The organism is Bacillus sp. FSL M7-0558 (genome assembly GCF_038003245.1).
Taxonomy (GTDB): domain Bacteria; phylum Bacillota; class Bacilli; order Bacillales; family Bacillaceae; genus Bacillus; species Bacillus pumilus.
The window spans coordinates 317,579-341,192 of sequence record NZ_JBBOOU010000001.1; the positions used below are offsets into that span (position 1 = coordinate 317,579).

22 protein-coding genes are annotated in these 23,614 nt (G+C 42.9%); 19 read left to right on the plus strand and 3 right to left on the minus strand.

The window, feature by feature from the left end; translation table 11 throughout:
* Positions 1-50 precede the first annotated feature (50 nt).
* From MHB79_RS01720 to MHB79_RS01735, 4 genes are all read left to right on the plus strand, one after another.
* Entirely contained in the window at positions 51-1,238 is a 1,188-nt protein-coding gene (locus MHB79_RS01720) for an MFS transporter (protein WP_340988774.1), read from the plus strand.
* A gap of 112 nt (positions 1,239-1,350) precedes the next feature.
* The gene (locus MHB79_RS01725) at positions 1,351-1,980 is read left to right on the plus strand and encodes a LysE family translocator (protein ID WP_309216140.1); all 630 of its coding nucleotides are present in this window, start codon (positions 1,351-1,353) and stop codon (positions 1,978-1,980) included.
* A 101-nt stretch (positions 1,981-2,081) separates the two neighbouring features.
* Positions 2,082-2,465 (plus strand): UPF0715 family protein, encoded by a 384-nt coding sequence (locus MHB79_RS01730; protein ID WP_003216904.1) that lies wholly within the window; start codon positions 2,082-2,084, stop codon positions 2,463-2,465.
* Positions 2,466-2,644: 179 nt separating this feature from the next.
* Positions 2,645-3,403, plus strand: coding sequence for a YqcI/YcgG family protein (locus tag MHB79_RS01735; RefSeq protein ID WP_003216950.1), 759 nt, complete (start codon positions 2,645-2,647; stop codon positions 3,401-3,403).
* Here the strand turns inward: MHB79_RS01735 and MHB79_RS01740 are convergent.
* Entirely contained in the window at positions 3,398-4,750 is a 1,353-nt protein-coding gene (locus MHB79_RS01740) for an amino acid permease (protein ID WP_003217176.1), read from the minus strand. The two genes, MHB79_RS01735 and MHB79_RS01740, sit on opposite strands and share 6 nt — an antisense overlap.
* Before the next feature lie 79 nt (positions 4,751-4,829).
* Between MHB79_RS01740 and MHB79_RS01745 the strand changes: the two genes are divergently transcribed.
* The 9 genes from MHB79_RS01745 (at position 4,830) to MHB79_RS01785 (ending at position 14,713) form a co-directional block, all read left to right on the plus strand.
* Positions 4,830-5,426, plus strand: coding sequence for a DUF1989 domain-containing protein (locus MHB79_RS01745; RefSeq protein ID WP_003217259.1), 597 nt, complete (start codon positions 4,830-4,832; stop codon positions 5,424-5,426).
* 194 nt (positions 5,427-5,620) lie between these two features.
* Positions 5,621-6,442, plus strand: a complete 822-nt coding sequence (gene nadE, locus MHB79_RS01750) for an ammonia-dependent NAD(+) synthetase (RefSeq protein ID WP_050943271.1) — start codon at positions 5,621-5,623, stop codon at positions 6,440-6,442.
* A 320-nt stretch (positions 6,443-6,762) separates the two neighbouring features.
* Complete coding sequence (locus MHB79_RS01755; RefSeq protein ID WP_226804624.1) at positions 6,763-7,620, plus strand: citryl-CoA lyase; 858 nt, start codon at positions 6,763-6,765, stop codon at positions 7,618-7,620.
* Positions 7,617-9,050 carry an aldehyde dehydrogenase family protein gene (locus MHB79_RS01760; RefSeq protein ID WP_050943270.1) on the plus strand — a complete coding sequence of 478 codons (1,434 nt, stop codon included), beginning with the start codon at positions 7,617-7,619 and terminating at the stop codon, positions 9,048-9,050. The genes MHB79_RS01755 and MHB79_RS01760 overlap by 4 nt, the downstream gene beginning before the upstream one ends.
* A gap of 9 nt (positions 9,051-9,059) precedes the next feature.
* A complete protein-coding gene (aroD, locus tag MHB79_RS01765; RefSeq protein ID WP_340988777.1) occupies positions 9,060-9,836 on the plus strand; it encodes a type I 3-dehydroquinate dehydratase in 777 nt (258 codons plus the stop codon).
* A 24-nt stretch (positions 9,837-9,860) separates the two neighbouring features.
* The gene (locus MHB79_RS01770; RefSeq protein ID WP_340988779.1) at positions 9,861-11,621 is read left to right on the plus strand and encodes a thiamine pyrophosphate-binding protein; all 1,761 of its coding nucleotides are present in this window, start codon (positions 9,861-9,863) and stop codon (positions 11,619-11,621) included.
* Between the two features lie 22 nt (positions 11,622-11,643).
* Positions 11,644-12,024 carry a cupin domain-containing protein gene (locus MHB79_RS01775; RefSeq protein ID WP_003216877.1) on the plus strand — a complete coding sequence of 127 codons (381 nt, stop codon included), beginning with the start codon at positions 11,644-11,646 and terminating at the stop codon, positions 12,022-12,024.
* A 124-nt stretch (positions 12,025-12,148) separates the two neighbouring features.
* Positions 12,149-13,351, plus strand: coding sequence for a CaiB/BaiF CoA transferase family protein (locus MHB79_RS01780; protein WP_080984713.1), 1,203 nt, complete (start codon positions 12,149-12,151; stop codon positions 13,349-13,351).
* A gap of 45 nt (positions 13,352-13,396) precedes the next feature.
* Positions 13,397-14,713, plus strand: a complete 1,317-nt coding sequence (locus tag MHB79_RS01785; protein ID WP_050943265.1) for an MFS transporter — start codon at positions 13,397-13,399, stop codon at positions 14,711-14,713.
* Between the two features lie 40 nt (positions 14,714-14,753).
* Here MHB79_RS01785 and MHB79_RS01790 read toward each other — a convergent pair whose 3' ends face one another.
* The gene (locus MHB79_RS01790; RefSeq protein WP_050943263.1) at positions 14,754-16,112 is read right to left on the minus strand and encodes a hypothetical protein; all 1,359 of its coding nucleotides are present in this window, start codon (positions 16,110-16,112) and stop codon (positions 14,754-14,756) included.
* Positions 16,113-16,260: 148 nt separating this feature from the next.
* Between MHB79_RS01790 and MHB79_RS01795 the strand changes: the two genes are divergently transcribed.
* The 5 genes from MHB79_RS01795 (at position 16,261) to MHB79_RS01815 (ending at position 21,566) form a co-directional block, all read left to right on the plus strand.
* Positions 16,261-17,034: an IclR family transcriptional regulator gene (locus tag MHB79_RS01795; protein WP_050943261.1), complete on the plus strand. Its 774-nt coding sequence runs from the start codon at positions 16,261-16,263 to the stop codon at positions 17,032-17,034.
* 85 nt (positions 17,035-17,119) lie between these two features.
* Positions 17,120-17,677, plus strand: coding sequence for a shikimate kinase (locus MHB79_RS01800; RefSeq protein ID WP_310025946.1), 558 nt, complete (start codon positions 17,120-17,122; stop codon positions 17,675-17,677).
* Positions 17,678-18,039: 362 nt separating this feature from the next.
* A complete protein-coding gene (locus tag MHB79_RS01805) occupies positions 18,040-18,987 on the plus strand; it encodes a dihydrodipicolinate synthase family protein (protein WP_003213849.1) in 948 nt (315 codons plus the stop codon).
* Positions 18,988-19,064: 77 nt separating this feature from the next.
* Complete coding sequence (locus MHB79_RS01810) at positions 19,065-20,072, plus strand: LacI family DNA-binding transcriptional regulator (protein ID WP_339161132.1); 1,008 nt, start codon at positions 19,065-19,067, stop codon at positions 20,070-20,072.
* A 120-nt stretch (positions 20,073-20,192) separates the two neighbouring features.
* Complete coding sequence (locus MHB79_RS01815) at positions 20,193-21,566, plus strand: MFS transporter (RefSeq protein ID WP_106035951.1); 1,374 nt, start codon at positions 20,193-20,195, stop codon at positions 21,564-21,566.
* 247 nt (positions 21,567-21,813) lie between these two features.
* Here MHB79_RS01815 and MHB79_RS01820 read toward each other — a convergent pair whose 3' ends face one another.
* The gene (locus MHB79_RS01820; protein WP_340988782.1) at positions 21,814-22,587 is read right to left on the minus strand and encodes a class I SAM-dependent methyltransferase; all 774 of its coding nucleotides are present in this window, start codon (positions 22,585-22,587) and stop codon (positions 21,814-21,816) included.
* 117 nt (positions 22,588-22,704) lie between these two features.
* Between MHB79_RS01820 and MHB79_RS01825 the strand changes: the two genes are divergently transcribed.
* Positions 22,705-23,601, plus strand: coding sequence for a LysR family transcriptional regulator (locus MHB79_RS01825; RefSeq protein ID WP_335365127.1), 897 nt, complete (start codon positions 22,705-22,707; stop codon positions 23,599-23,601).
* Positions 23,602-23,614: the final 13 nt, after the last annotated feature.

The window sequence follows — 23,614 nt, forward strand, 5'->3', positions numbered from 1 at the left end:
GTGGAGCGGAGGATGTCAAAACTCCGCTCCTTTTTAGAGGAAGTGAAAAGATGAAAAAAGTATTTTATTTTGGCTGTGTCTTTTATTTTTTTATTGGGACCATTCATGTGTTTTTTGGCAGCTTAACTCCTTATTTACTGTCTAGTTACGATAAGGGTCCTGGGGAATTATCTTCTTTAATCTTTTTTCAGTTTATTGGTTTTTTGACAGGGGTTCTTTTATCCCCCATCCTTGTGAGGAAAAAAGGCTACGGCGCTGTTCTGACCATGGGTCTTTTGCTGATGATCGGGTCACTTCTGCTTGGGCTTTTGGTTCCTGGCTGGTCAACACTTGTGCTGGCAGGTTTTTTTCTTGGGAGCGGGGCAGGCAGTCTTGAGACAACAGCCGGAGCGTATGTGATTTCGATGGCAAACAGTGCGAAGCGAATCAGCATCATGGAGGTCTTCTTTGGGTTAGGAGCACTGTTATTTCCGCTTGTGATTTTACTAACTGTCAATGAACAGACGTGGCACTATGTGTTTTTATTTCAAGTCGGTGCACTGACATTCTTCCTTATGCTCTGGCTTGCCTTCATGAACAAATTGCCTAGTGGACAGATGACTGCTCCTTCCAATGAGGTAAGAAAACCGTCCTTACTTGTTGATCGAAACAATCGAATCATTGTGGTGATCATGATTTGCTTTGCCTTTTTCTACGCAGGGATTGAAACGAACTTTGCGAACTTTTTGCCGTCGATCATGCTGGAGAAGGGGGGAGACAATTGGGGTCTCTTTGCAGTCTCTACCTTTTGGACAGCGATCGTCATTGGCAGAACTGTCATTGCGAGAAAAGCTGATAAGTTGCACCCGCTGCGTTTTTTAAAGCTAAGCGCAGCACTCATGATTCTGCTGCTCGTTGTATTTGCCCTGACAACCCACATCGCCGCGCAGCTGCTTCTCATCTTTTTCATCGGTCTGTGTGCAGCTGGTATGTTCCCAATCGCACTGACTGCATCTGCATTAATGATTGAAAATGCGATCGACGAGGCGACGAGTTACTTTATTGCAGCCGCAAGTTTAGGCGGAGCCTGCTTGTCCTTCTTGATCGGCTTTAGTCTTGAATGGGCAGGAGCAGCAAGTGCCGTCTTTGTTTTCGCCTTCTTAGCTGTTCTTCTGTGTGCAGCTGCGATTCAAATGAAACGTGCTACGAAAAAGGAAACGGTCCTGCCGCAACAATCTGCGCTGAAAGCCGATCGATAAGCAATACCCGATGCTCCCTTGAGTCCACCTGAAAAGATGGCAAAGGACTTGTACTAAACCATAGAACGTTTGAATAATATGTACAAGTCAGCATCAAAAGGAGGACGTCTATGTGGCGGTGTTTTTTGGTTATATCTTTTTAGGGTTGTCACTTTCAGCGCCTGTTGGGCCAGTCAATGCAGCTCAAATCGACAGAGGGATTAAAAGTGGATTTTGGCACGCGTGGATTTTTGGTGTGGGGGCAATGGCTGCGGATATTGTCTATATGCTCCTCATCTATTTTGGTGTCGCCCAGCTTTTGACCGCACCTCTTGTGAAAACCTTTTTGTGGCTATTCGGCTTTTTTGTTTTGACCTATACCGGCATTGAGAGCCTACGTAAAATCAATTTGCAGGAGAGCCCGAAAAAGGATGGAGGAAACACTTCGATGGGTCAGTCATTTATGACGGGGTTTTTCATTTCTCTTTCCAATCCGCTCAGTATTTTATTTTGGCTTGGTATCTACGGCAGTATTTTGGCCAATACGATCGAAAAGTATGGGGCATCTCAAATGCTGATGTACAGCTTGGCTATTTTTATCGGCATGTTGATCTGGGATTTCAGCATGGCGCTGCTTGCTAGTTCGTTTAGGCGCTATTTAAGTGAACGTGTCTTACATGGCTTATCCGTGCTTGCAGGCTTATCTTTACTTGGTTTCGGCGCTTATTTCGGGTATCAAGGGATCATGGCGTTGATTGGGTAGAAAAGCAGACTCATGTCAGTCTGCTTTTTTTGTAAGGATTGACAGACATAACACATTCTTGAATAATGGTGAGATATAAAATGGATTCAAGGAGCTTTGCCATGCGTATTTTTCTTCCAGTATTCAACTATTTGTGCATGCTGATCTTATCAGTCATCACAGCGACATTCGTATATACCATGCTATTTATCCCGACTGAATCAGGCTTTGGTTATGTGGAGATGACAAGTCTGCTGATTTTAATCGCTTATGTAGTGTTTGCTGCACCGATTCAGCTTGTTTTACACAGGCATCCTAGAAGGTTTCGAGGCCGTGACTTACTTGTTTATTTTCTTGCGGCGTGGGTGATTTGCTCTGCGTTAGCGTTATGGATTGATTATGGACTGGTTGTGTTCATTAGCTACAAAGTCTATCTGTTTAGCTTTTGCTCAGCTCTCATTTATTGGGTGCTCGATTCTGTCTTTTTGATGAAGAACCGATCATAGGGAAGATACAAAAGCGCTCTATTAAAAGAAGCAGCATGGAGTGAAAGACGCACATACATGCTGAATTTGAATGAGAACATCCACCTCTGGAATGCGCAAGGAAAGTCGCTTAGGGACAGTCACCACAGCCTTTTTTTCTCATAGGCTATGGAGAAGACGCTAAAACGAGGTGGAAGGAAATGGCCCAGTTGTATGCAAAAAGTTGCCTTGATCAAAATCTACGATCACTAGAAGAATGGAAGCAGGATGCTTTTACGCTATTTGGAGAGATGGTAGGAGATGAGGCAGATACATTCCCTTGTGTCCCAGGAAGACAGGGATTTTTTCTCGATCATTTACGCTATGGGTTTGTGGGTGATCCGAGAAAAGAGGAAGCTGTTGAGGAATTAGCGCAGCTGCTGAGAGAATATCAAAGCTGTGCGAAAGAAACGGGTCAATATGCTTCATTTATATGCTTTTTTGAAACACCACAGGATTTAAAGGAAAGTTCGCTTGAAGAGCTTGAGCAGCAGTTTTGGTCATTGCTTCAACGACTGCACCAGAAAGATGAAGTGCCATGGCCTGAGGATATTCCGCTAGATGCTCATCATCATGAGTGGGAGTATTGCTTTCACGGGGAAGCGTATTTTATTTTATGCTCCACACCGGCTCATAAGCTCAGAAAAAGCCGCCACTTTCCTTATGTCTTAATGGCATTTCAGCCTAGATGGGTGTTTGAGAAATTGAATGGATCGACCAAGTTTGGTCAAAAAATGAGCCAGCTCGTTCGCAAGCGGCTCAAAGCGTATGATGAGGTCGGCGTTCATCCATCATTAAAATGGTACGGTGATCCGACCAATCATGAATGGAAGCAATACTTTCTCCCAGATGAAGAGGCGGAGAAACCAGCCTCCGCCAAATGTCCTTTTACTGCATTAAGAAACATGATGAAATTATGATGCGGTCTGATCCTGCTGCTTCCACTTTTTCCTCATAAATAGCACCATGATGGCAATCACTGCAATGATCCCAAGGCTGATAAAAAAGCCAGGTCGTCCGCTTGCCTCTGTTAAAGTGCCTGAAATGGCGGCTCCAATCAGGAGCAGTGCAAGAAACATTTCGCACGTTTGGCGAGTGGATGGCTTTGATAGCTTTTTACTTGAGAACAGAATGAAGACCCACGTGTACAGAAGGGTAAGGCCGGCTGCTGTTGTGAGGTGCTCGTAGATGTGTTTGGACAAAAAGAGCGCAAGCAAAATCGAGACAATTAATCCAGCAGCAGTTAAGATAATCGAAGACCATCTGACATGAGATGGGTCTTTTTGTTTAAAACAAGCAGGTGCATCTTGATGCTCTGACATCGTGCCAAGCAGCGTCGTGACTGCATAGAGAGAGGCAACCAATGTCGAAAAGCCGGCAATAATGAAAATGCCATTAAAGATATGAAGAAAGATCGATAAATGAAATGGCTCTAATGATGTAATAAAGGGACTGCTGTTCTCATTAAAGGCTGTCACTGGGACAAGCAAGAGAGCAAGTCCAATTGAGACGATATAGATCACCGCTAGAATGATCAGCATGACGCGTCCAGACTTTGCTGCATCTTTCGGGTCCTTTAAATGAACCGCCATCAGCCCCATGACTTCTATTCCCCCAAATGCATAAAACGCGTAAATCAATCCATTCCAAAGACCAAGCGGACCGAGCGGCATCCATTCGTGATCTTTGTTTGGGAGGTGAAGGGTTGGTTTATGATCTGTCAGAATACCGAATAACACAAGCACAGCAAGGATCATAAATAGAAAAATCGCCGCTGTCTTCAGTACCGCAAGGACATTTTCTGTCTTTTGAAAAGAAGAGAGCCCTATGATAATCACGAGCAGGGCAAGAGCGGAATAAATTGCAGAAAACACCCAGAGCGGCACAGATGGAAACCAGTGGCGGGTAAAAAGAGAAATTGCTGTTAACTGACTTCCTGTAATCAGCATTTCTGCGAACCAATACACCCAGCCATTGCTAAACCCTGCCCAGCGTCCATATGCTTTACGAGCATAGGAACAAAATGACCCTTTATCAGGATTATCGGCTGTCATCGCAGCCAAATGTTTAAAGACGAGATAGGTTCCAACCGCAGCAAGTAAAAAAGAAATGCAGACGGAAAAACCGGACTTTGTAATGGCAATGCTGGAACCAAGGAAGAAACCAGTGCCAATCGTACAGCCGACTCCGATGAGAGAAAGCTGCCACCAAGATAAAGTTTGTTCTTCTTTCAATGCATGCGCAACACCTTTCTGTTTCAATGACATTAGCTTGTGACCGCCTCTTTTTTTTATACATGATCAAAAGGACGTTTTGGGCATACTGTCAAGGAAAGGAGTGTATGTGATGAACGGAGAATATGTCATTTTACCAAAGGGCAGACTGGGCTTTCGTTTAGGAAAAGGCCAATGTATGCGGGTGGTTGATGTTGAAGGCCAGCAAGTAGCAGATGTCATGGCCTATCACGAAAAGGATTTTTATGAAAAATTTGACCAAGGCGCGACAATGGACAGCCTATTTTCGTCCAAAGTGAAAAAAGGCGATAAGCTCTATTCTAATTTATACAAACCGATGTTTACGGTCATTGAAGATACAGTCGAGTGCCATGATTTATATATGCCCGCCTGCCGGCAAGAAATGTACCAGCTTTTATACGGACGGACGCATTTAGAGGTCATGCATACATGCTACGATAATTTAAGGACTGCCTTTGAACCATTTGGGATTCCGAAGGAGGATATGTACTATCCTTTTAATGCCTTTATGAATACAGTCATTGATGAAAAAGGAAAGCTGTCTGTGGAGCTGCCAAAATCTCTTCCCGGTGATTACATTCGTCTGCGAGCCGAAATGGACCTCATTGTGGCCGTATCCGCATGCCCTGCTGATATTGGGAAGTGTAATGGCGCAAGCTGTACATCTATACGGGTAGAAATTGATTGAAAAAAAGGCCAGTCCGTATCGACAGGGTCTTTTTCATTTGTGAATGTTTGATCATTGATGAAATAGGGGAACGTCTTACAAAATGTTCTTCCTGAAAACATGGTATAATGAAGATTCAAAAAACGTTGTCAAATCAATGAATTTAGAGTAAAACCTGTTCTCTTCATGTAGAGGATGCTTAGGAGGAAAAGTGTATGAGTTTGCAAAAAAAGATCAGCCAAGAGTTGCATGTGCAGCCCTCAATTGACCCGAAGCAGGAGATTGAAAAACGGGTTGGATTTTTAAAGGACTACTTGAAAAAAACCGGCGCGAAAGGATTCGTTCTCGGCATTAGCGGCGGACAGGATTCAACGCTCGCTGGCCGTCTTGCACAGCTCGCTGCATCTGAACTGCGTCAAGAAGGAAAGGAAGAGGTAGTCTTTATTGCGGTGCGTCTCCCGCATGGCGTGCAGCAGGATGAAGATGATGCCCAGCTCGCTTTATCATTTATTCAGCCGGACAAGTCGTGGAAATATGATATTGCGCCTGCCGTGACGGCATTCAGTGAACAATATCAAAAAGACACAGGCGGACCGTTGTCTGATTTTAATAAAGGGAATGTCAAAGCACGCATGCGAATGATCGCGCAATATGCTGTTGGAGGAGAAGAAGGATTACTTGTCATTGGTACAGATCATGCAGCCGAAGCAGTCACTGGGTTTTTCACGAAATATGGTGACGGCGGTGCAGACGTTCTCCCGCTCACAGGTCTGACGAAACGCCAAGGCCGGACACTGCTAGAAGCGCTGCAAGCACCAGAGCGCCTATACTTAAAGAAACCGACAGCCGATCTGCTTGATGACAAACCTCAGCAAACGGATGAAACAGAACTAGGCATTACGTACAATGAAATTGATGATTACTTAGAAGGTAAGCCCGTGTCAGAACAAGCAGCAGAAGCGATTGAAAAGCGCTATGTTCAATCAGAGCATAAACGCCAAGTACCCGCTTCCATGTTTGATGACTGGTGGAAATAAAAAAGCGACCTCTCCAGTAGACGGAGAGGTTTTTTTATGTTGAATTTTTAAATGGGTTTGACAAAATAACCAAAAATTCATTAAATTAGTAGAACGATCTACTTAAGTCCATTTAACTAAATAAAGATTTTTTTGATCAAAAAAAGCAAGCATAATTAGTTCGATTCACTTAATTTCACTGCTATTTACAGTATTTTCAGAAAAAATGATTGACGAAGAAAAAGAATGCGCTTACAATGAAACCACATTCCGAAAAGTGAAATTAGATTCCACTGAATGGAATAAAGGGGTGGTTCACCTCCAAATAAGAAGCTAAAGGAATGATTGACACAATGAAAAATCGAAGTGCACTGGAAATCTACAAAGAGGGAGGCGCTTGGTGGGAAACTGAGATTAGTCATATTCAAAAAAATTCAATTGAACTTCGAGGTTATCCGATTGAAGAACTGATTGGCGAACTGTCGTATCCACAAATGCTTTATTTACTGCTTGTTGGTGAATTATTGGATGATTCAAAAGCAGCTCTTTTTGAAAGTGTTCTTGTCGCAGGCGCGGACCATGGACCAAGAGCGCCATCTATTGCAGCTGCCAGAATGGCGGTGACTTGCGGCATTTCGTTTAATTCCTCTGTTGCAACAGGGGTGAATTTATTAGGTGATATTCATGGCGGAGCCGGAGAGAAGGCCATGCGTATGTTATACGAAGCCAAAGCGATCTACGATGATCAAAAGGATATACAGTCTGCGGCCAAGCAAGTATGTCACACATGGTTAACTCGCAAGGAAAAAATCCCGGGGATCGGCCATCAGCTTCATGATGATGATCCGAGGGTTAGACGTCTATATGAGCTAAGTCACACATATGTCCAGCAAGGTCTTATCAGTGGGATATATTTACGGTTAGCCGAAGCGATTAGACATGAGCTTGAACACCTGAAAGGGAAGAAAATCACGATGAATATAGACGGTGTATCTGCTGCAATCCAATGTGAATTAAACATTCCAGCAGAAGCAGCAAAAGGCATTTTTTCCTTATCCAGAGGAATGGGCATCGTGGCGCATGCATATGAGGAGCTGAGAAAGGGAGCCCTCGTGAAGGGACCTTGTCCGAACGAAGAAAGATTGGTTCGTTATGCAGGACATGGAACGCGGCACCTCAAGGAGGGAGAGAAAATTTGAGCAGTTTAAAAGCATTATCATATATAAACGGCGAGTGGATGGATACCGATCGTGTGAAAACAGATATCATCAATCCTTACTCAGGAGAAAGGATCGGTACATCATATCTCGCCTCATCAGAAGACATAGAACAGGCACTTTCTATTGCGCAGCATGCTAAAAAACAAATAGCGGGAATATCGGCAATCGAACGCTCAAAGCTTCTAACGAAAGCAGCCACCTTGCTTGAAGAACAAAAAGACCATTTCGCAAAACTGATTTCGTTAGAATTAGGCAAACCGCTTAAAAATACAAGAGATGAAGTCTCACGATCAATCGAGACGCTAGCGCAGTCGGCGGAAGAAGCGAATCGATTAGTAGGTGAGACCATTCCAGGCAATGTATCATCGCGTGGGCAGGGAGCAATGGCCATGACATTTAAAATACCAGTCGGAGTTGTGCTGGCGATTACTCCTTTTAATGCACCGCTCAACTTAATTTGTCACAAAGTTGGTCCAGCTTTTGCGGGAGGGAATGTCATTATTTTGAAGCCTGCACCGCAAACATCAGCTGTTGCTACAGCGTTTGTCAAACTCCTTCTCGAAGCAGGGTTCCCTGAGGCGAGTTTGCAGCTTGTGATTGGCGGGGTCGAGGCTGGGAAACAGTTAGTCACTGATGAAAGAACGAATCTCATCTCTTTTACCGGCGGGGCTGCCGGAGGAGAGCATATTACAACCTCTGCGGGATTAAAAAAAGTATTGCTCGAACTCGGAGGGAATGGCGCGACGATTGTTCATCACGATGCTGATATTGAACAAGCCGCATCCCTTTGTGCCAAGACAGGCTTTAGTAATTCTGGTCAAAGCTGTATTTCTGTTCAAAGAATTTATGTCCACCAGGAAATAATGCCGTCGTTTACTGAGGTATTAAAACAAAAAGTAGAGCAGCTTGTCGTTGGAGATCCGCTGTCCAGCGAGAGTGATATTGGTTGTATGGTCGATGCACAGGCCGCGCAGCGTGTTGAGACATGGATACAAGAGGCAGAGAGTATGGGGGCACAGCTTTTATGTGGGGGAAAAAGAAATGGAGCGAGCATCACACCGGCTATTTTGCTGAACCCTCCGAAACAGGCCAAGGTCGTCTGTGAGGAAGTATTCGGCCCAGTTGTCAGCATTCTTCCTTATGCGGAGCTGGAGGAGGCAATTAAAGAAGCAAATGATAGTCGATATGGTTTGCAGGCAGGGATCTTTACGAATCAGCTGGATGTTGCTTTACACGCAGCAAAAGAGCTTGAAACTGGCGGTGTTGTCATCAATGGGACATCAAATTTTAGACTGGATCATTGGCCTTATGGAGGAATTAAGCGAAGTGGTCTTGGAAGAGAAGGTCCGCGTTTCGCTATTGAGGAGATGACCGAAACCAAAATGATCGTGCTTCCACAGGGTCTGTGAAAGGGGCGTTTGGATGTGAATGCATTTCAGCAAAAGGTAAAAAGTGTGCAGACAGGCGGTCAGCCAATGATTTGTACGCCGCTCATCGGGCAAACAAAGGAAGAATTGTTTCATGAGGTCGAGGTATTAACTGAGAAGAAGCCTGATGTGATAGAGTGGCGGGCGGATTTTTTTCATCACCTTCATGACAAGGAACAAGTCATAGAAACCCTTAAGGGAATGGTAGAAAAGGCAAAGGACATACCATTTTTATTCACCATCCGCTCTGAAAAGGAGGGCGGCGAAAGTATATCACTCTCAGAAAATGAGAAGGTTTCTCTGCTTGTCGAGCTTTGTTCCACACAGCTTGTGGACGCCGTTGATTATGAATTGATGCATGATGTGACACATTTACAGCAAGTCAGTCAGGCGGCTAAAAGTAATGGGGTCACCTTAATTGTGTCGTATCACGATTTCCAGCGTACCCCTGAGTTGGATCGTCTCGTGCAGCTCTTCGTCAATGCAGAATCAGTCGGCGCCGACATCGCAAAGATTGCAGTGATGCCGCATTCCTATGAGGATGCATTAACACTGCTCTCTGCGACCAGCCATGCGAACAAGCAGCTGTCGATTCCCGTTATTTCGATGGCAATGGGGGAATATGGGGCTTTTACAAGAATGGTTGGTGGACTTTTTGGATCTGTCATGACCTTTGCTGTAGGGAAAGAAAGCTCAGCTCCCGGGCAAGTGGCAATACAGGATTTGAACAGCGTTCTATCTATTGTTTTTCAAAGAATAAGAGAGTAGCAGATACCGTGAGAGGAGAGAAACATGAAGAAGAATATTTCTACACAGGTTATTCAGTATTTAGAGAATCGGGGAGTCGAGCATATTTTTGGTCTCTGCGGTCATACGAATATTGCTTTTTTATCAGCGCTTGAAAAAAGCTCGATTCAATTTGTAAATGTCAGACATGAACAGATAGCGGCACATGCAGCAGATGGTTATGCGCGAGCAAAGAAACAGACAGCTGTTGTTCTCAGTCATCTAGGTCCTGGACTCACCAATGCGGCAACAGGGGTAGCGAATGCAGCACTTGATTCCATTCCAATGGTTGTCATTGCAGGAGATGTCCCGAGTCATTACTACGGAAAGCACCCACATCAAGAGATCAATCTTCATTCCGATGCCTCTCAATACGAAATTTACCGGCCGTTTGTGAAAAGAGCATGGCGAGTCGATATTCCAGAATTATTTCCAGAGATTTTATCAAAAGCATTTCAGTTAGCTGAAAGCGGCCGTCCTGGCCCAGTGCTGATATCTGTTCCAATGGATGTGTTCTCAAAAGACCTAGATGTGTCCTTGTTTGAACAAATCAACCATCATACACAGACCATTGAAAAGCCTTCAATTGATGATCAAACGGCCAATCGGATATTAGATCGATTGCTGCGGGCAGAAAGGCCGCTTTTATATGTAGGGGGAGGCATTTTACTAGCTGACGCAGCTGAAGAATTAAAGGCATTCTCTGATCATCTAAGTATCCCTGTCGCCCATTCTTTGATGGGGAAAGGAGCCATGCCAGATGATCACCCAATGACCCTTGGAATGACAGGATTTTGGGGGACAAAATTTATCAATGATCAGTGCAAAGCGGCGGACTATATATTGGCTTTAGGCACCCGTTTTGCTGAAGCTGATGCGAGTTCGTGGGAATCAGAATATACGTTCCGTTTCCCATCAACCAAGCTCATTCATATTGACATTGATCCGAATGAAATTGGACGTAACTATCCTGTTGACATTGGAGCAGTAGCTGATCTGAAGCAGGCCTTGACTGTACTCAATCGAGTGGCGAGAGAAAGACTGCCAGAAGGGCTGAATCGACCTGAATTGAAAAAGGAAATTGCGGCATATCGTAAGGAGTTTCAGGCGAGCAACCTGACGAACATTCAAGATCAATCCTTCCCAATGAAGCCGCAGCGTATTTTGCAGGAAGTGCGAGAAGTATTACCGCCAGATGCCTTTATTACAACGGATGTTGGCTGGAATAAAAATGGGGTGGGACAGCAATTTCCTGTGCTCACGCCAGGGACCATTCTAACACCAGGCGGCTTTGCAACGATGGGATTTGGAGCACCTGCCGCACTTGGGGCAAAGATTGCCCAGCCTGACCGTGTCGTTGTGTCACTCGTTGGGGACGGCGGATTCGGTCAAAATCCATCCGTTCTCGCAACAGCCGTTGAAGAGAACATTCCTGTTGTGTGGATTGTGATGAATAACAGTGCGTTTGGAACAATAGCTGGCTTGCAAATGGCGCACTATGAAACGACGTACGGTACTGTTTTCAGAAAAGGTGGAGAAAGCTATTCTCCGGATTTTGCTGCCATTGCAAGAGGTTATGGGATGAAGGGGATTAAAATCACCTCTGCTTCTGAATTCAAAGAAGCTTTAGCTGAAGCAATTGCATCTCAAGAGCCTTGCGTCATCGATGTAGCAATGAAAAATGATCCTGTCCCTACGGATGGACATTGGAATATTAATGATATTTATTCACCAAATTCAAAGCGCTCACATGTCAGCGTGAATTAAACATAACGAGGAGGAAGTAACAATGAAAATTAAAGTATTGAATCCGTTTCAAGATGGGAACCCATTATGGTTAGGTTTAGATCATCCAGAGGAGCAAATGATTCGAAAGGTATTTCAAACCATTACACCAGATACTGTTGGGTCCGAGCATATGATGGCAGGTCTCACCATTTTTGAACCGGGAGAAGCAAGTTCAGTGCACAATCACCCAGGTTCAGAGGAATTTGATTATGTGATTAAAGGATCTGGCGAAGTCATTTGTGATGGAGAAAGGCAGTCCTTTAAACAAAATGATTTCATGTTCATTCCAGACGGTGTCTCGCACCAGCATGTAAATACAGGAGATGAACCTTTATGGCTGATTTGGCTTTACACACCGCAAGGGCAGCTTCCGAAGGATTAACAAACTGCTCCGGTAAGCCCTCCTTTTGAATCATCAGGGTCTTCCGGGTCAATCAGAAAGATGACAAGGGCTAAAATAGAAAGTTATTTAGCCCTTCATCACTTGAATGAAAGGGAGTCAAGCAATGAATATGAATACACCGCTCGAAGGAATGAAAATATTAGACGTCTCTACGATGATCGCTGCACCCTATGGCGCGGTGCTTCTAGGGGATTTTGGTGCAGAGGTCATCAAAGTCGAGATTCCTGGTAAAGGCGATACGCTGCGGCATGTTGGCCCTTTTGCAGAAGGTGAACCACTTAGATGGTCAGGTCTCTCACGGAATAAGAAATCTCTAACACTGGATCTGCACAAAGACGAAGCAAAAGACATTTTTAAAAAGCTTGCAGGTCAGGTCGATGTGTTGATTGAAAATTTCCGCCCTGGAACACTCGAAAAATGGGGCGTAGGGTACGACGTATTAAAAGAAATCAACCCTCAATTAATTATGATTCGTGTATCGGGTTATGGACAAACGGGTCCGTTTAAGGACAAGGCCGGATTTGGAACACCTGCGACGGCGTTTAGCGGATTTACATATATTCAAGGGTTTCCAGACCGGCATCCAGTCAGTCCTTCCTTTTCTTTAACAGATTATATTGCAGGCATATATGTGGCGTTTGCTACTGTGACAGCGATGTATTACAGAGATACACATTCAGAAGGAACTGGGCAAATGGTGGATTTGGCCCTCTATGAATCTGTGTTTCGTATGTTAGAATTTTTGGTTGCAGAATATGACAAGCTTGGGAAGGTGCGTGAGCGTTCACCGGGGTTAAGCGGTCATTCAAGCCCTGCCGGCACCTATGTGACAAAGGATGGGCATTATTTGGTTCTTGTGACGAGTACGGATTCGACCTTCAATCGATTGGCAGAGGCGATGAATCGATTAGATTTATTAGAGAATGAAAAATTCGCGGTCAATGCATCTAGGCTGAAGCATAACAAAGAGATGGATGCGATCGTCTCTCAATGGATCGCGTCGAAAACAAGGGATGACGTATTAGAAATTCTAGATACTCATGGCGTTCCTGTGAGCCCAATTTTAAGTATTCAGGATATTTTCGAGCATCCGCAATTTAAAGCACGAGAGAATATCGTCGAGGTGCATCACCCCCGTCTTGGAAAAGTAAAGGTGCCTGGGATCATTCCAAAGTTTGAAAAAACACCCGGAAGTATCCGGCACATTGCACCTGATTTAGGCGAACATAATTATGAAATTTTAACAAATATGCTTGGCTTAACAGAAGAAGAGTGTAAACAATTGGAGGAAAAAGGGGTTATTTAAAGCGCTCAACCGAACCGCACGCTGCGGAAACAAAGGAGGATGGTTATGAAAGTGCATTCAGAACTGAAGGGGAATGAATTGCGGCCCGCTTATATGAAGCCAACGAAAGCCCGTTTTGGCATATTGATTCTGTTGTTTTTTATTACCGCCATTAATTATATTGATCGAGCCAGTGTATCTATTGTTGCACCTGCTATTCAATCTTCATTGCAATTAAATCCTGCCTTATTAGGCCTCATTTTTTCAGCATTTAGCTGGACATATACAGCGATGCAAATACCAGGCGGTTTTATTCTCGATAAATTTGGCTCAAAGGTAACGTATGGGATATCACTCATTACTTGGTCTATTTTCACAGGCCTGCAGGCGTTTGCGAACAGCTTTGCCTTTTTATTCGGCTGTCGTTTGTTTATTGGGATTACAGAATCTCCCGCATTTCCTGCGAATAACCGCATTGTCACCACATGGTTTCCAAGGCGGGAACGGGCTTTTGCGACAGGTGTTTATACTGCTGGAGAGTATGTGGGTCTTGCATTTGCGACACCTCTTCTTTTTTGGATCATGACGACTTTCGATTGGAGAACCGTCTTTATTACAGCAGGTGCGCTCGGTATCATATTTGCTTTCTTTTGGTACAAGTATTATCACGAACCGAAAGAGCATCCGAAGATGAATGAAGAGGAGTTAGAATTGATTCGGCAAGGCGATGGACTGACAGTAGCATCACAGGGGAAGCTGAAATGGGCAGACTTTGCCGCCCTTCTAAAATATCGTAAATTGATTGGGCTCTATATTGGCCAATTCTCTGTAGCGTCTACACTTTTTTTCTTTTTAACATGGTTTCCGACCTATTTAGCAGAGGCGAAAAATATGGCATTTCTTAAGGTAGGTTTTGCGGCTTCTCTTCCTTATATTGCTGCATTCTTTGGGGTATTGTTTGGAGGTTATGTGTCTGATTGGCTGCTTAAAAAGGGCGTATCCGTTAATGTAGCGAGGAAGCTGCCGGTAGTGATTGGCTTGCTTCTGACGAGTACCATTGTTTTAGCGAACTTTACAACGAATATTCCGCTTGTGCTGACCATTTTATCCATCGCTTCATTTGCACAAGGACTGTCTAATATCTCTTGGACGATGCTGTCTGAAGTGGCACCAAGGGAAATGGTTGGTCTGGCTGGCGGTGTATTTAACTTTTTTGCTAATTTAGCTGGGATCATCACTCCGCTTATTATCGGATTCATCGTGTCGGCGACAGGCTCATACAACGGGGGTATTTTATTCGTCAGTTTAGTCGCATTAGGCGGGGCATTGTCGTACATTTTTATCGTAGGGAAAATTGAACGTATTCAATTAAAACCAGAGTGAGAAAGCAAAAGAGAACTCAGACCAAGTTGAGTTCTCTTTTTTATGAATAAAAGATAATAGTGATGATCGTTGCACATGCGATACCCATGCTGATATAAAAGCCAGCAAACCATATATTCCAGCGAGTGATACGGTAAGGGTTGACCTTCATCAAATCAGCTAATAGGGAGACAGAAACATTAAAAGGACTAAACATGACAGTTGATGTTCCAGCAACGATAAGCATGATGGCAATGGGAAGAGCAGGAAGTTCTTGGATGACAGGTGCCATCATGCTGACTAACAAAGCAAGCGAGACGAGCGGGTGAAAACCGCAAAGAGCGGTGATCAGAAAATATAACCCAATGACACAATAAACCAAAATGGCATCGTCTGATATACTGACAATAAATGCTTGGATCGGCTGCATACTGTTTGTGGCAAGCAGCATATCGACAAAGAAGCCAGCACTTAAAAATAGACACATATAGTTGGAGAGCTGACGGGTTCTTTCTTTCCAATGAGGGACAGAGACGGCGATATATTGTTTTCTTTTTTTGATGACAGAAGAGAATAATAGAGCAAATGGAATAATGGTTAGCACAACAGCGAATAAATAGCCTTTCCCAATCCATGCATCGACAAGTGAGACGGCTGTCATAAAACTCAGCAGCATGAAAGCAAGCTGAAGGGTTTTTCGCTTAATTCGACGAGGATTGGAGTTTGTTTCTGCGGACTGAATGATGTTTGGGAATCGTTTGCTTTGACGAGAGAAGAGCATCCAATCTGTCGCCAGCACGATGACCATTAAACCAAAAGTAACGGGTGCGATTTGATAATATTTGAGTTTGGTTGCATCAATGGTGACGCTTACGAGCACTTCAACAGGACTCCAGCTTAAACATAATGCATATGACCTTAAAAGGTTACGTGTATAAAGATGTTGTCTCACTTGTTCTTTTAGGGAATCCAGCGACGGTTTGAGCGATGTATATAGTAAGGGGATCGTCGCGATATTTAAAAACATGCCAAGAATATGAGTGACAAATGAACTCTTGCGATAAAGCTGGTTTGTGCTAGTTGTATGCAGTGTGAGCAGTTTATTTAATTGTGTATCGAAATGTCCAACATGTATGAGAGAATGAATAAAAGGCAGCATGAAAAATAGAGAAAGCAAGCCTAGCATGGAATGAAAGTGAAGAAAAAACGTGTGCAATGGCTCGTCGGATAAGAAAAATAAGAACAAGCCAATCATGAGAAACATAGCACCTGTTTTCAAATAAAGCCCACTTGCTTTCTTAAAAGAAATGATGAGCGAAGCAGCGGCCAGCAGACCAACAAAATAGGAGAGTATGGGAGCGGGAAATAGTTGATGAACAATATATAGGCTAATAAGAAGTGTAAAAACGAGCAGGTACATTCAAATATCTCCTCCATCAAACCTCTCCAATCGTTTTTATTCCGACTGGTGGAATTTGTTTTCTTTTAGTGGAACGTTTAAAATGGATTATAGCAAAATCGATCGTTTATGTCGATAAGAAATCAAAGGGGAAAAGGAGAAAGTGAACATGGCTGATAAGAAGTCAAAAGAAGAATCAGGACTGCGTACGGTTCAGCGCGCTTTGGATATTCTTTATTGTTTTAGTGAAGAACGTCAAGAGCTGACGCTAACGGAAATTTCAAAAGAGATGAATTTAGCAATGTCTACTACAACGAGACTGCTCAAGGCACTTGAAATGAATCATTTTGTGGAAAAGAATCCAGACACAATGAAATACCGATTGGGTCAAAGACTTTATCTCCTTGGATACATTGCAGGGAAGTCCATTAAATTGAGAGAACTGGCTAAACCACTCATGTACGCACTTCGTGATGAAACAAAAGAAACCGTCAACCTGTATGTACTGGATGCAACAAGCAGGGTTTGTATTGAACAGGCGGAAGGGCTGCAATCGATTCGGCATCTTGTCAAGGTTGGTGAGAAGCTGCCGTTATACGCAGGTGCAGGCGGAAAGGTATTATTGGCATTTCAAAGTGAAGAATTTCAACAAAAAGTATTAGCGTCTGAGGCTGATCATGTGATGAGAGATGACTGGCAAAAGGAATGTAAACATATTCTTGATACGTATACTTCTTGCAGCATCGATGAACGAGAGGTAGGATCTGCGGCAGTAGCGGCACCAGTCTTTAACATTCATGGGGAAGTGAAGGCTTGTTTATCCATATCTGGTCCAACCCAACGGTTTACTGAAGAAGTCATTCCCAAGCTGCAGCAAAAAGTGAAAGAACAGGCACAAAGGCTTTCTGAACAGCTCGGCTACGTCGTCAAACACAATTTTTAAGATTGCCTATCTTTTCGCGCTCCATTTATCATATAATAGAAACGTTATGTAGCATTCCTTGTCGTAAGGAGGACGTGTCACGATCATGAAAATCAATAGAGAAATCCCTGTAAGACAGCGGAATATTGTTCTCATTGGCTTTATGGGTGTTGGGAAAACAACCATTGGTCAGCTAGTTGCCAAAAAGCTATATCGAGATTTTATTGATGTCGATCAGGAGATTGAAAAAAAATACAAAATGACGATTCCAGAGATGTTTCAGCAAAAAGGAGAAGCATTCTTCAGACAGGCTGAAAAGGATTATATCGTCGATTTATGCGAACATACACAACTCAAGATCGTCTCACTTGGAGGCGGTGCATTCAAACAGGAAGAAATCAAACGTGCCTGCTTGAAGCATTGTACGGTTCTTTTCCTTGACCTTTCTTGGGAGAATTGGAAGCAGCGGCTTGATATTTTAATTGAAAACCGCCCTGTTCTTCACAACCGGACGCTTGATGAAATGAAAGAGCTGTTTGAAGAACGCCGGGAGATTTATTCTCTTCATAACTCCAGGGTGGAAACAGATCATTTAGAGGCTGAGGAAGTCGCCAATTATATTGTGGACACACTCAAGCTTGGCTGGGATTTATATTCGAAATAAAAAAAGTCTACCGTTTAGGGTAGACTTTTTTCTATTGATGTCTTTTTCTTCGTAGATAGGATGATGTTTTGACAGTAAAATTTATTTATCCTTTTTTTGGTGTGTTGACGTTTGGAAAAAGAGGTATCATACTTCAACCAGTTCATGAAGATGAGGTTTTTTTGGTTGATATGGTAAACAAAATATATCCCTTATTTTCTTTTTTGGAAAAATAAAATAGTATCTAAAATTCAACAATAGTTTTTTGAATTATTATAATTTTAAAAAAATAATGTTGACACCTCCGGCAATATCATTCTATGATAGTTTACGTAAACGCTTACCGTAAACGTTTACTATAACGAATGGGGAGGAATTTGTTTATGAAAAATAAAGAAAAATGGAGCGGTGTATTCCCGGCTGTCTTAATTCCTTTTAAAGATGACTATTCAATTGATGAACCTGCTTTTCGTAAGCTTGTCCGTTGGGTGGCGGATCACAAAGGGATTAACGGGATCGTTGTCAATGGACATACTGGCGAGATTATGACTTTACTGCCACATGAACGAGCTGAAGCAGTGCGCATTGCAGCCGACGAATTAAAAGGGGAAGTACCTGTCATTTCTGGGGTTTCTGCAGAAGGGACAATTGAAGCGATCCAGCATGCAAAAGCCGTTGAAGAAGCTGGTGGTGAAGGTATACTTCTCATGCCGCCACATTCATGGCTAAGATTCGGTATGCAGCCTGAATCACCTGTCCAATTCTTTAAAGATGTTGCAGAAGCGATTGATATTTCAATCATTGTCCATCAATATCCAACATGGACAAAAACCTCATATACAACCAGTCAATTACTAGAAATGTCGGAAATTGAGAATGTTGTTTCGTTTAAAATTGGTCAAAGAGACATGGCACAATACGAGGTCGATGTACGGGCATTGAAAAAACATGCACCAGATGTATCGTTACTCACATGTCATGATGAATATTTATTGCCAACATTGGTTCAAGGCATTGATGGAGCACTTGTAGGTTTCGGCTGTTTCGTGCCAGATTTGATCGCTGAACTTGTGAAATGTGTAGAAGAAAAAGACCTTGTAGCGGCTAATAAAGTTTACGATAGAATCTTTGAATTAAAGCATGCTGTGTATAAAATGGATGAACCTTCATCTACTTCTCATCTGCGCATGAAGGAAGCGATGTATCAGCGAGGTTTGATCAGTAGCTCGCTTGCTAGGAAGCCGGTATTACCTTTAACTGATGAGGAAAAAGAAGAAATTCGCCAGGGCCTTCAAAGTGTTGGTTTGCTTAAGGAAAACGTCGGTAGATAACAGACCATTGATTTCATGATGAAGGTGAGTCAGGTTATAATAGTGTATAAAACAACAGACTCCCGGAGGTATGAAATGTGTCAGTAAGTATTAAAGATGTCGCATTGAAAGCTGGAGTGTCTATCGCCTCTGTTTCCAGAGTATTAAGTGGTAAACCAGGAGTAGGTGCTCAAACGGCTGAAAGAATCAAACAAGTGATTGATGAGTTAGGCTATCGCCCTAATTTAGGAGCTAGAGGGCTCGTTAAAAGAAAGACTGGCAATATAGCTGTCGTGGTTCCGCGTGGTTCATATATTTTGAATAATCCATTTTTTTCGACGATTTTAGATGGTATTGCGAAGGAATTAGATGAAACTGAATTCAATATGTTGATGTCATTTACATCTATACAGCAGCAGCGATTACTTGAAACACAGGCTGTAGATGGTGCCATTTTATTTTCTCCAAGAAATGAAGAATTGAGTATGGATTGGTTAAAAAGTTTAGCTATTCCCATTATTGTTGTTGGAAGTTACTTAAAGGACTCTCCTTTCCCATGTGTCAGGCCAGATGATGAACAAGGTGTGTGTCAATCCGTAACGGCCTTATTTGAGAAAGGTCATCGAACCATTGGGCTGGTCAATGGTCCAATGAGTTCGATGCATAGTGTGAGGTACTACAAGGGATATGAGCGCACACTTAAAAATTTAGGGTTAACAATGAACAAAGAACTTGTGTTTGAGTTAGATGAATTTGATGGGGGAAAAGTAGTAGAAGTGGTTTCTCAATTTCTCCAAGGAAACCAGCACATGACTGGAGTTGTTTGCTCTTCAGATTTTTTGGCGATGGGGGTCATGAAAGCTGCAGATCACGCAAATGTGTCCATACCTCATGACTTGTCAGTCGTTGGTGCCGATGATGTGCCCATTGCAAGTTTTCTAACCCCTTCTTTATCTTCAGTTCATGTAGATTTAGTTGGAATGGGGAGAAAAGCTGTTTCTTTATTAACACAGGTATTAGAAGGAGAACAGTTAGAGGCGATGGAACATATCTTCCCTATGTACTATATAGATCGGGGCACCACGGGAACGCCAAAAAAGAAATGATAGATGCTGAAAACTCGTATGAACGCTCTAGAATGTCTCTTGATTTAAAATGTAAGCGATTTCTTTAGCGCTCTTCGGCATGTACTTTTGCATCATTTCCTCTAATAAGGAGGAGATATCATGACGTTAGAAGTCAGCGGAAATTCAAATTCTCATGATGGGCAAGTTGTTGATAGAGCTTCACAACTATTGACGAGAATGGAAAGTGTACCTTTTTCTAGATGGCATTTAAAGCCTCGTATCATTATGGGATCTGCCACCTTTTTTGATGCTTTTGATGCTCTGTCTTTAGCGTTTGTTCTCCCAGTTCTCATCGGCATGTGGAGTTTATCACCTGCTCAAATTGGTCTTCTTATTGGGTCTGGTTATATAGGACAAGCGATTGGTGCCATTTTCTTTGGATGGTTAGCAGAAAGGCGTGGCCGTGTTTTTAGTGCAAAGTGGACTATACTCCTCATGTCCGTCATGAGTATTGCATGTGTGTTTTCAGGTAATTTTATGGCACTGTTTATTTTTCGTTTTATACAAGGAATTGGGGTAGGGGGAGAGGTGCCGGTAGCAGCCTCATATATCAATGAGCTATCCCGGGCTCAAGGGAGAGGCAGATTTTTTATGCTTTATGAGATGATTTTTCCTTTAGGGTTAATGATCTCAGCTCAAATCGGCGCATTTGTTGTACCTAGCTTTGGGTGGAAGTGGATGTTTTTAATTGGAGGCATTGGAGGTCTAATCGTCTTTGTATTCTTTTTTATGTTACGTGAATCTCCAAGATGGCTTATTTCGAAAGGCAGATTAGATGAGGCCGAAAGAATTATTGAAGAAATTGAAGCTAGTACTGACAAACGAATGCCTGTAAAACAAGTATATAATAGTACTGAAAAGGGCGATTGGAAAGAGCTTTTTTCAACTTTTTACCGTAAAAGAACATTGATCGTATGGGGACTATGGTTTTCTGCCTACTTTGTATCGAATGGTTTAAATAACTGGTTACCAAGTCTTTATAATACGGTTTACAATTTGCCAGTTGGAGATTCATTAAGGGCAGCCTCTCTGACAAATATTTTACAGACCGTAGGTGTATTCGCTTGTGCATTTTTAATTGATAAAGTAGGACGAAAGCGCTGGGCAACCATTGCATTTATCGTAACAGGTGCTTTATTAACGGCTTTATGGATCAGCGGAGCGAGTTCTCCAGAAAGTGTGATCTATTTAGGGTCCGCTGCTTACGGAATGATGGGGACAATTACAGTTCTTCTCTATTTATATACACCTGAAATTTATCCAACACGTATGAGGGTGATTGGAACGGCATTTGCTACTGCTTGGCTTAGGCTGGCCTCAGCGATTGCTCCTATTATGATAGGCTTTATTTTAGAGGTGAGCGGTGTTTCAACTATTTTTATTCTTTTCGCAAGTGTGACTGTAGTGGGAGCAATTCTTGCTTTTAAAATGATCGAAACGCGTGAGAAAGTATTAGAGGATATTGCACCGTGATTGACGCACGCAGTGAAGAACTTATTCCAAAGAGGGTAGGTTCTTTTTTTATTCAGAGGATCTACGTACAATTTTTAAAATGCCTAACCTATCTCCGTTCTTTTATCTTATAATAGAAACACGATATAGCACTCCTTGTTGTGAGGAGGGACGTGTCACGAACATGAAAAGCAATACCTGTGAGACAGTGAAGATGTATATTCGAAATAAAAAAGTCTACCGATGAAGGTAGACTTTTTCTATAAGTTCAATTCTTGATTCCTTGAATGAGTGCAGCTTTTAAGCAGAAGGAAATAGGCTGGTGCTGTGCATCGAATTGAAGCTGAAATAGCTGCATTGTATCAGGGTCTGCGGCTTGAAGGTGGGAAACGATCTCCTTTTGAACATTCTCAGGTGTGCGTCCACGTGTGATCCAGTCCTGATAATCAATTTGCAGATCCCAGTAACGAACCTCTTTTTGAGTCAGTTTGTTGGCAGCGAAAAGCTCTTCCCATTCTGATAAAGAGCTTTCTCGCACATGAGAAGGATCTCTGAGTCTGTTTAATTGATTAATGAATGAATCCTGTGCCGCATTCTCAGGTGCATAATGGTCGACGAGCAGAAATGCGCCGCCTTTTTTTAAGACCCGGCTGATTTCGGACATGGCTGCGGGAAGGTTTGGAAAGTGGTGAGCGGCAAACCGGCATGTCACGATATCAAATGATTCATCAGCGAATGGCAATTCTTCTGCGGCCGCCTGTTCAAAAGTAATATGTTCCAGTTGGCGTTCTTTTGCAAGTGCTGCTGCAACCTCGATCATTTTTTGCGTGACATCAATGCCGATGCCTTTAGAAATTGTGTTTGAAAAGGAAAAAACGGTATGCCCTGCTCCGCAGCCGATATCAAGTAAATGCTCATGACCCTTCGTATTTGCTGCCTCTTTTATCCATTCCAACTCTTCTCCGGCTGCAAATATAGGTGAATCTCGATAGTTCTCGGCATTTTGTGAGAATTGGTTTTCAGCTTTAGCATATGGATTCATTTCTTCTCCCCCTTTTGTTGTCTCTTTATCGTAAAATTCCTTTTGTTATTTGTCTAAGACATAAAAGATATGACATGAATAGTTAAAACCTATGAGGTGATGTAAGTGGATATACGAATGATGGAATATGTCATGGAAGTGTACCGGCAGAAAAGTTTTACAAAAGCAGCGGACCAGCTTCACATTGCACAGCCTTCTTTAAGCCAACAAATTAAGAAGCTGGAAGAGGAATTAGATACACCCCTATTTATTCGAAAATATGGACAAGTCACGCCTACACCTCAAGGGAGTCGATTCATTAAAAGGGCTGAGAACATTTTGAAGGAAAGAGATGACTTGCTGCGTGAAATGGGAGAAGCTGCTTATGAGGTGGGGAAAGAGCTGAACATTGGAGCGCCAGCAGTCACAGGAGGATATGTCTTGCCCAGTTTATTAAAAACCTTTTGTCAAACGTATCCTCATGTTCACGTTCAGCTAATAGAAGAATCACCTCGTGAGCTAGAAAAACTTCTATTGGCTGGTCAGCTGGATTTGGCTATTTTATCTATGCCTGTCGAGCATGAATCATTGAAAACGAAACAAATGCTGACAGAGCCGCTTCTTCTCGCAGTTCCGCAAACTGCTCAGCCCTGGTTAACAGGTGAATTGAACGAAATCATCAATCAAGCAGATCAGAAAGGGGCTGTTCCGTTTCGCCTTCTGGAAGACGCAGCATTCATTATGCTGAAAGAGGGATACGGCTTTCGGCAAGTGGTCACGGAACTATGTCTTCATCATGGTTTTCAGCCGAAGATTACCTTTGAAACAAGTCATATTCAAACAGCGCAGGCATTGGTCAAAAATGGACTAGGTGTGACAGTTGTGCCGAAAATGGTGGCACAAGAGGACAGGAACGAAGTCACTTATTTGAAAATTGATTCATGCCCAACCCGCACTCTTGTGTTTGCATATGTGGAAGAAAGGTATTTAACGAAAGCAGCTCAAGCCCTAATGGACCTTTATCAAAAAGCTTAAACAAACGTTTAAT

Coding starts and splice junctions, on each gene's coding strand:
- MHB79_RS01745 (WP_003217259.1), top strand. CDS start 4,830: ATGAACGGAGAATATGTCATTTTACCAAAGGGCAGACTGGGCTTTCGT.
- MHB79_RS01795 (WP_050943261.1), top strand. CDS start 16,261: ATGGCTGATAAGAAGTCAAAAGAAGAATCAGGACTGCGTACGGTTCAG.
- MHB79_RS01735 (WP_003216950.1), top strand. CDS start 2,645: ATGGCCCAGTTGTATGCAAAAAGTTGCCTTGATCAAAATCTACGATCA.
- MHB79_RS01820 (WP_340988782.1), bottom strand. CDS start 22,587: ATGAATCCATATGCTAAAGCTGAAAACCAATTCTCACAAAATGCCGAG.
- nadE (WP_050943271.1), top strand. CDS start 5,621: ATGAGTTTGCAAAAAAAGATCAGCCAAGAGTTGCATGTGCAGCCCTCA.
- MHB79_RS01740 (WP_003217176.1), bottom strand. CDS start 4,750: ATGTCATTGAAACAGAAAGGTGTTGCGCATGCATTGAAAGAAGAACAA.
- MHB79_RS01730 (WP_003216904.1), top strand. CDS start 2,082: ATGCGTATTTTTCTTCCAGTATTCAACTATTTGTGCATGCTGATCTTA.
- MHB79_RS01790 (WP_050943263.1), bottom strand. CDS start 16,112: ATGTACCTGCTCGTTTTTACACTTCTTATTAGCCTATATATTGTTCAT.
- MHB79_RS01720 (WP_340988774.1), top strand. CDS start 51: ATGAAAAAAGTATTTTATTTTGGCTGTGTCTTTTATTTTTTTATTGGG.
- MHB79_RS01805 (WP_003213849.1), top strand. CDS start 18,040: ATGAAAAATAAAGAAAAATGGAGCGGTGTATTCCCGGCTGTCTTAATT.
- MHB79_RS01800 (WP_310025946.1), top strand. CDS start 17,120: ATGAAAATCAATAGAGAAATCCCTGTAAGACAGCGGAATATTGTTCTC.
- MHB79_RS01775 (WP_003216877.1), top strand. CDS start 11,644: ATGAAAATTAAAGTATTGAATCCGTTTCAAGATGGGAACCCATTATGG.
- MHB79_RS01780 (WP_080984713.1), top strand. CDS start 12,149: ATGAATATGAATACACCGCTCGAAGGAATGAAAATATTAGACGTCTCT.
- MHB79_RS01755 (WP_226804624.1), top strand. CDS start 6,763: ATGATTGACACAATGAAAAATCGAAGTGCACTGGAAATCTACAAAGAG.
- MHB79_RS01770 (WP_340988779.1), top strand. CDS start 9,861: ATGAAGAAGAATATTTCTACACAGGTTATTCAGTATTTAGAGAATCGG.
- MHB79_RS01825 (WP_335365127.1), top strand. CDS start 22,705: ATGATGGAATATGTCATGGAAGTGTACCGGCAGAAAAGTTTTACAAAA.
- MHB79_RS01785 (WP_050943265.1), top strand. CDS start 13,397: ATGAAAGTGCATTCAGAACTGAAGGGGAATGAATTGCGGCCCGCTTAT.
- MHB79_RS01815 (WP_106035951.1), top strand. CDS start 20,193: ATGACGTTAGAAGTCAGCGGAAATTCAAATTCTCATGATGGGCAAGTT.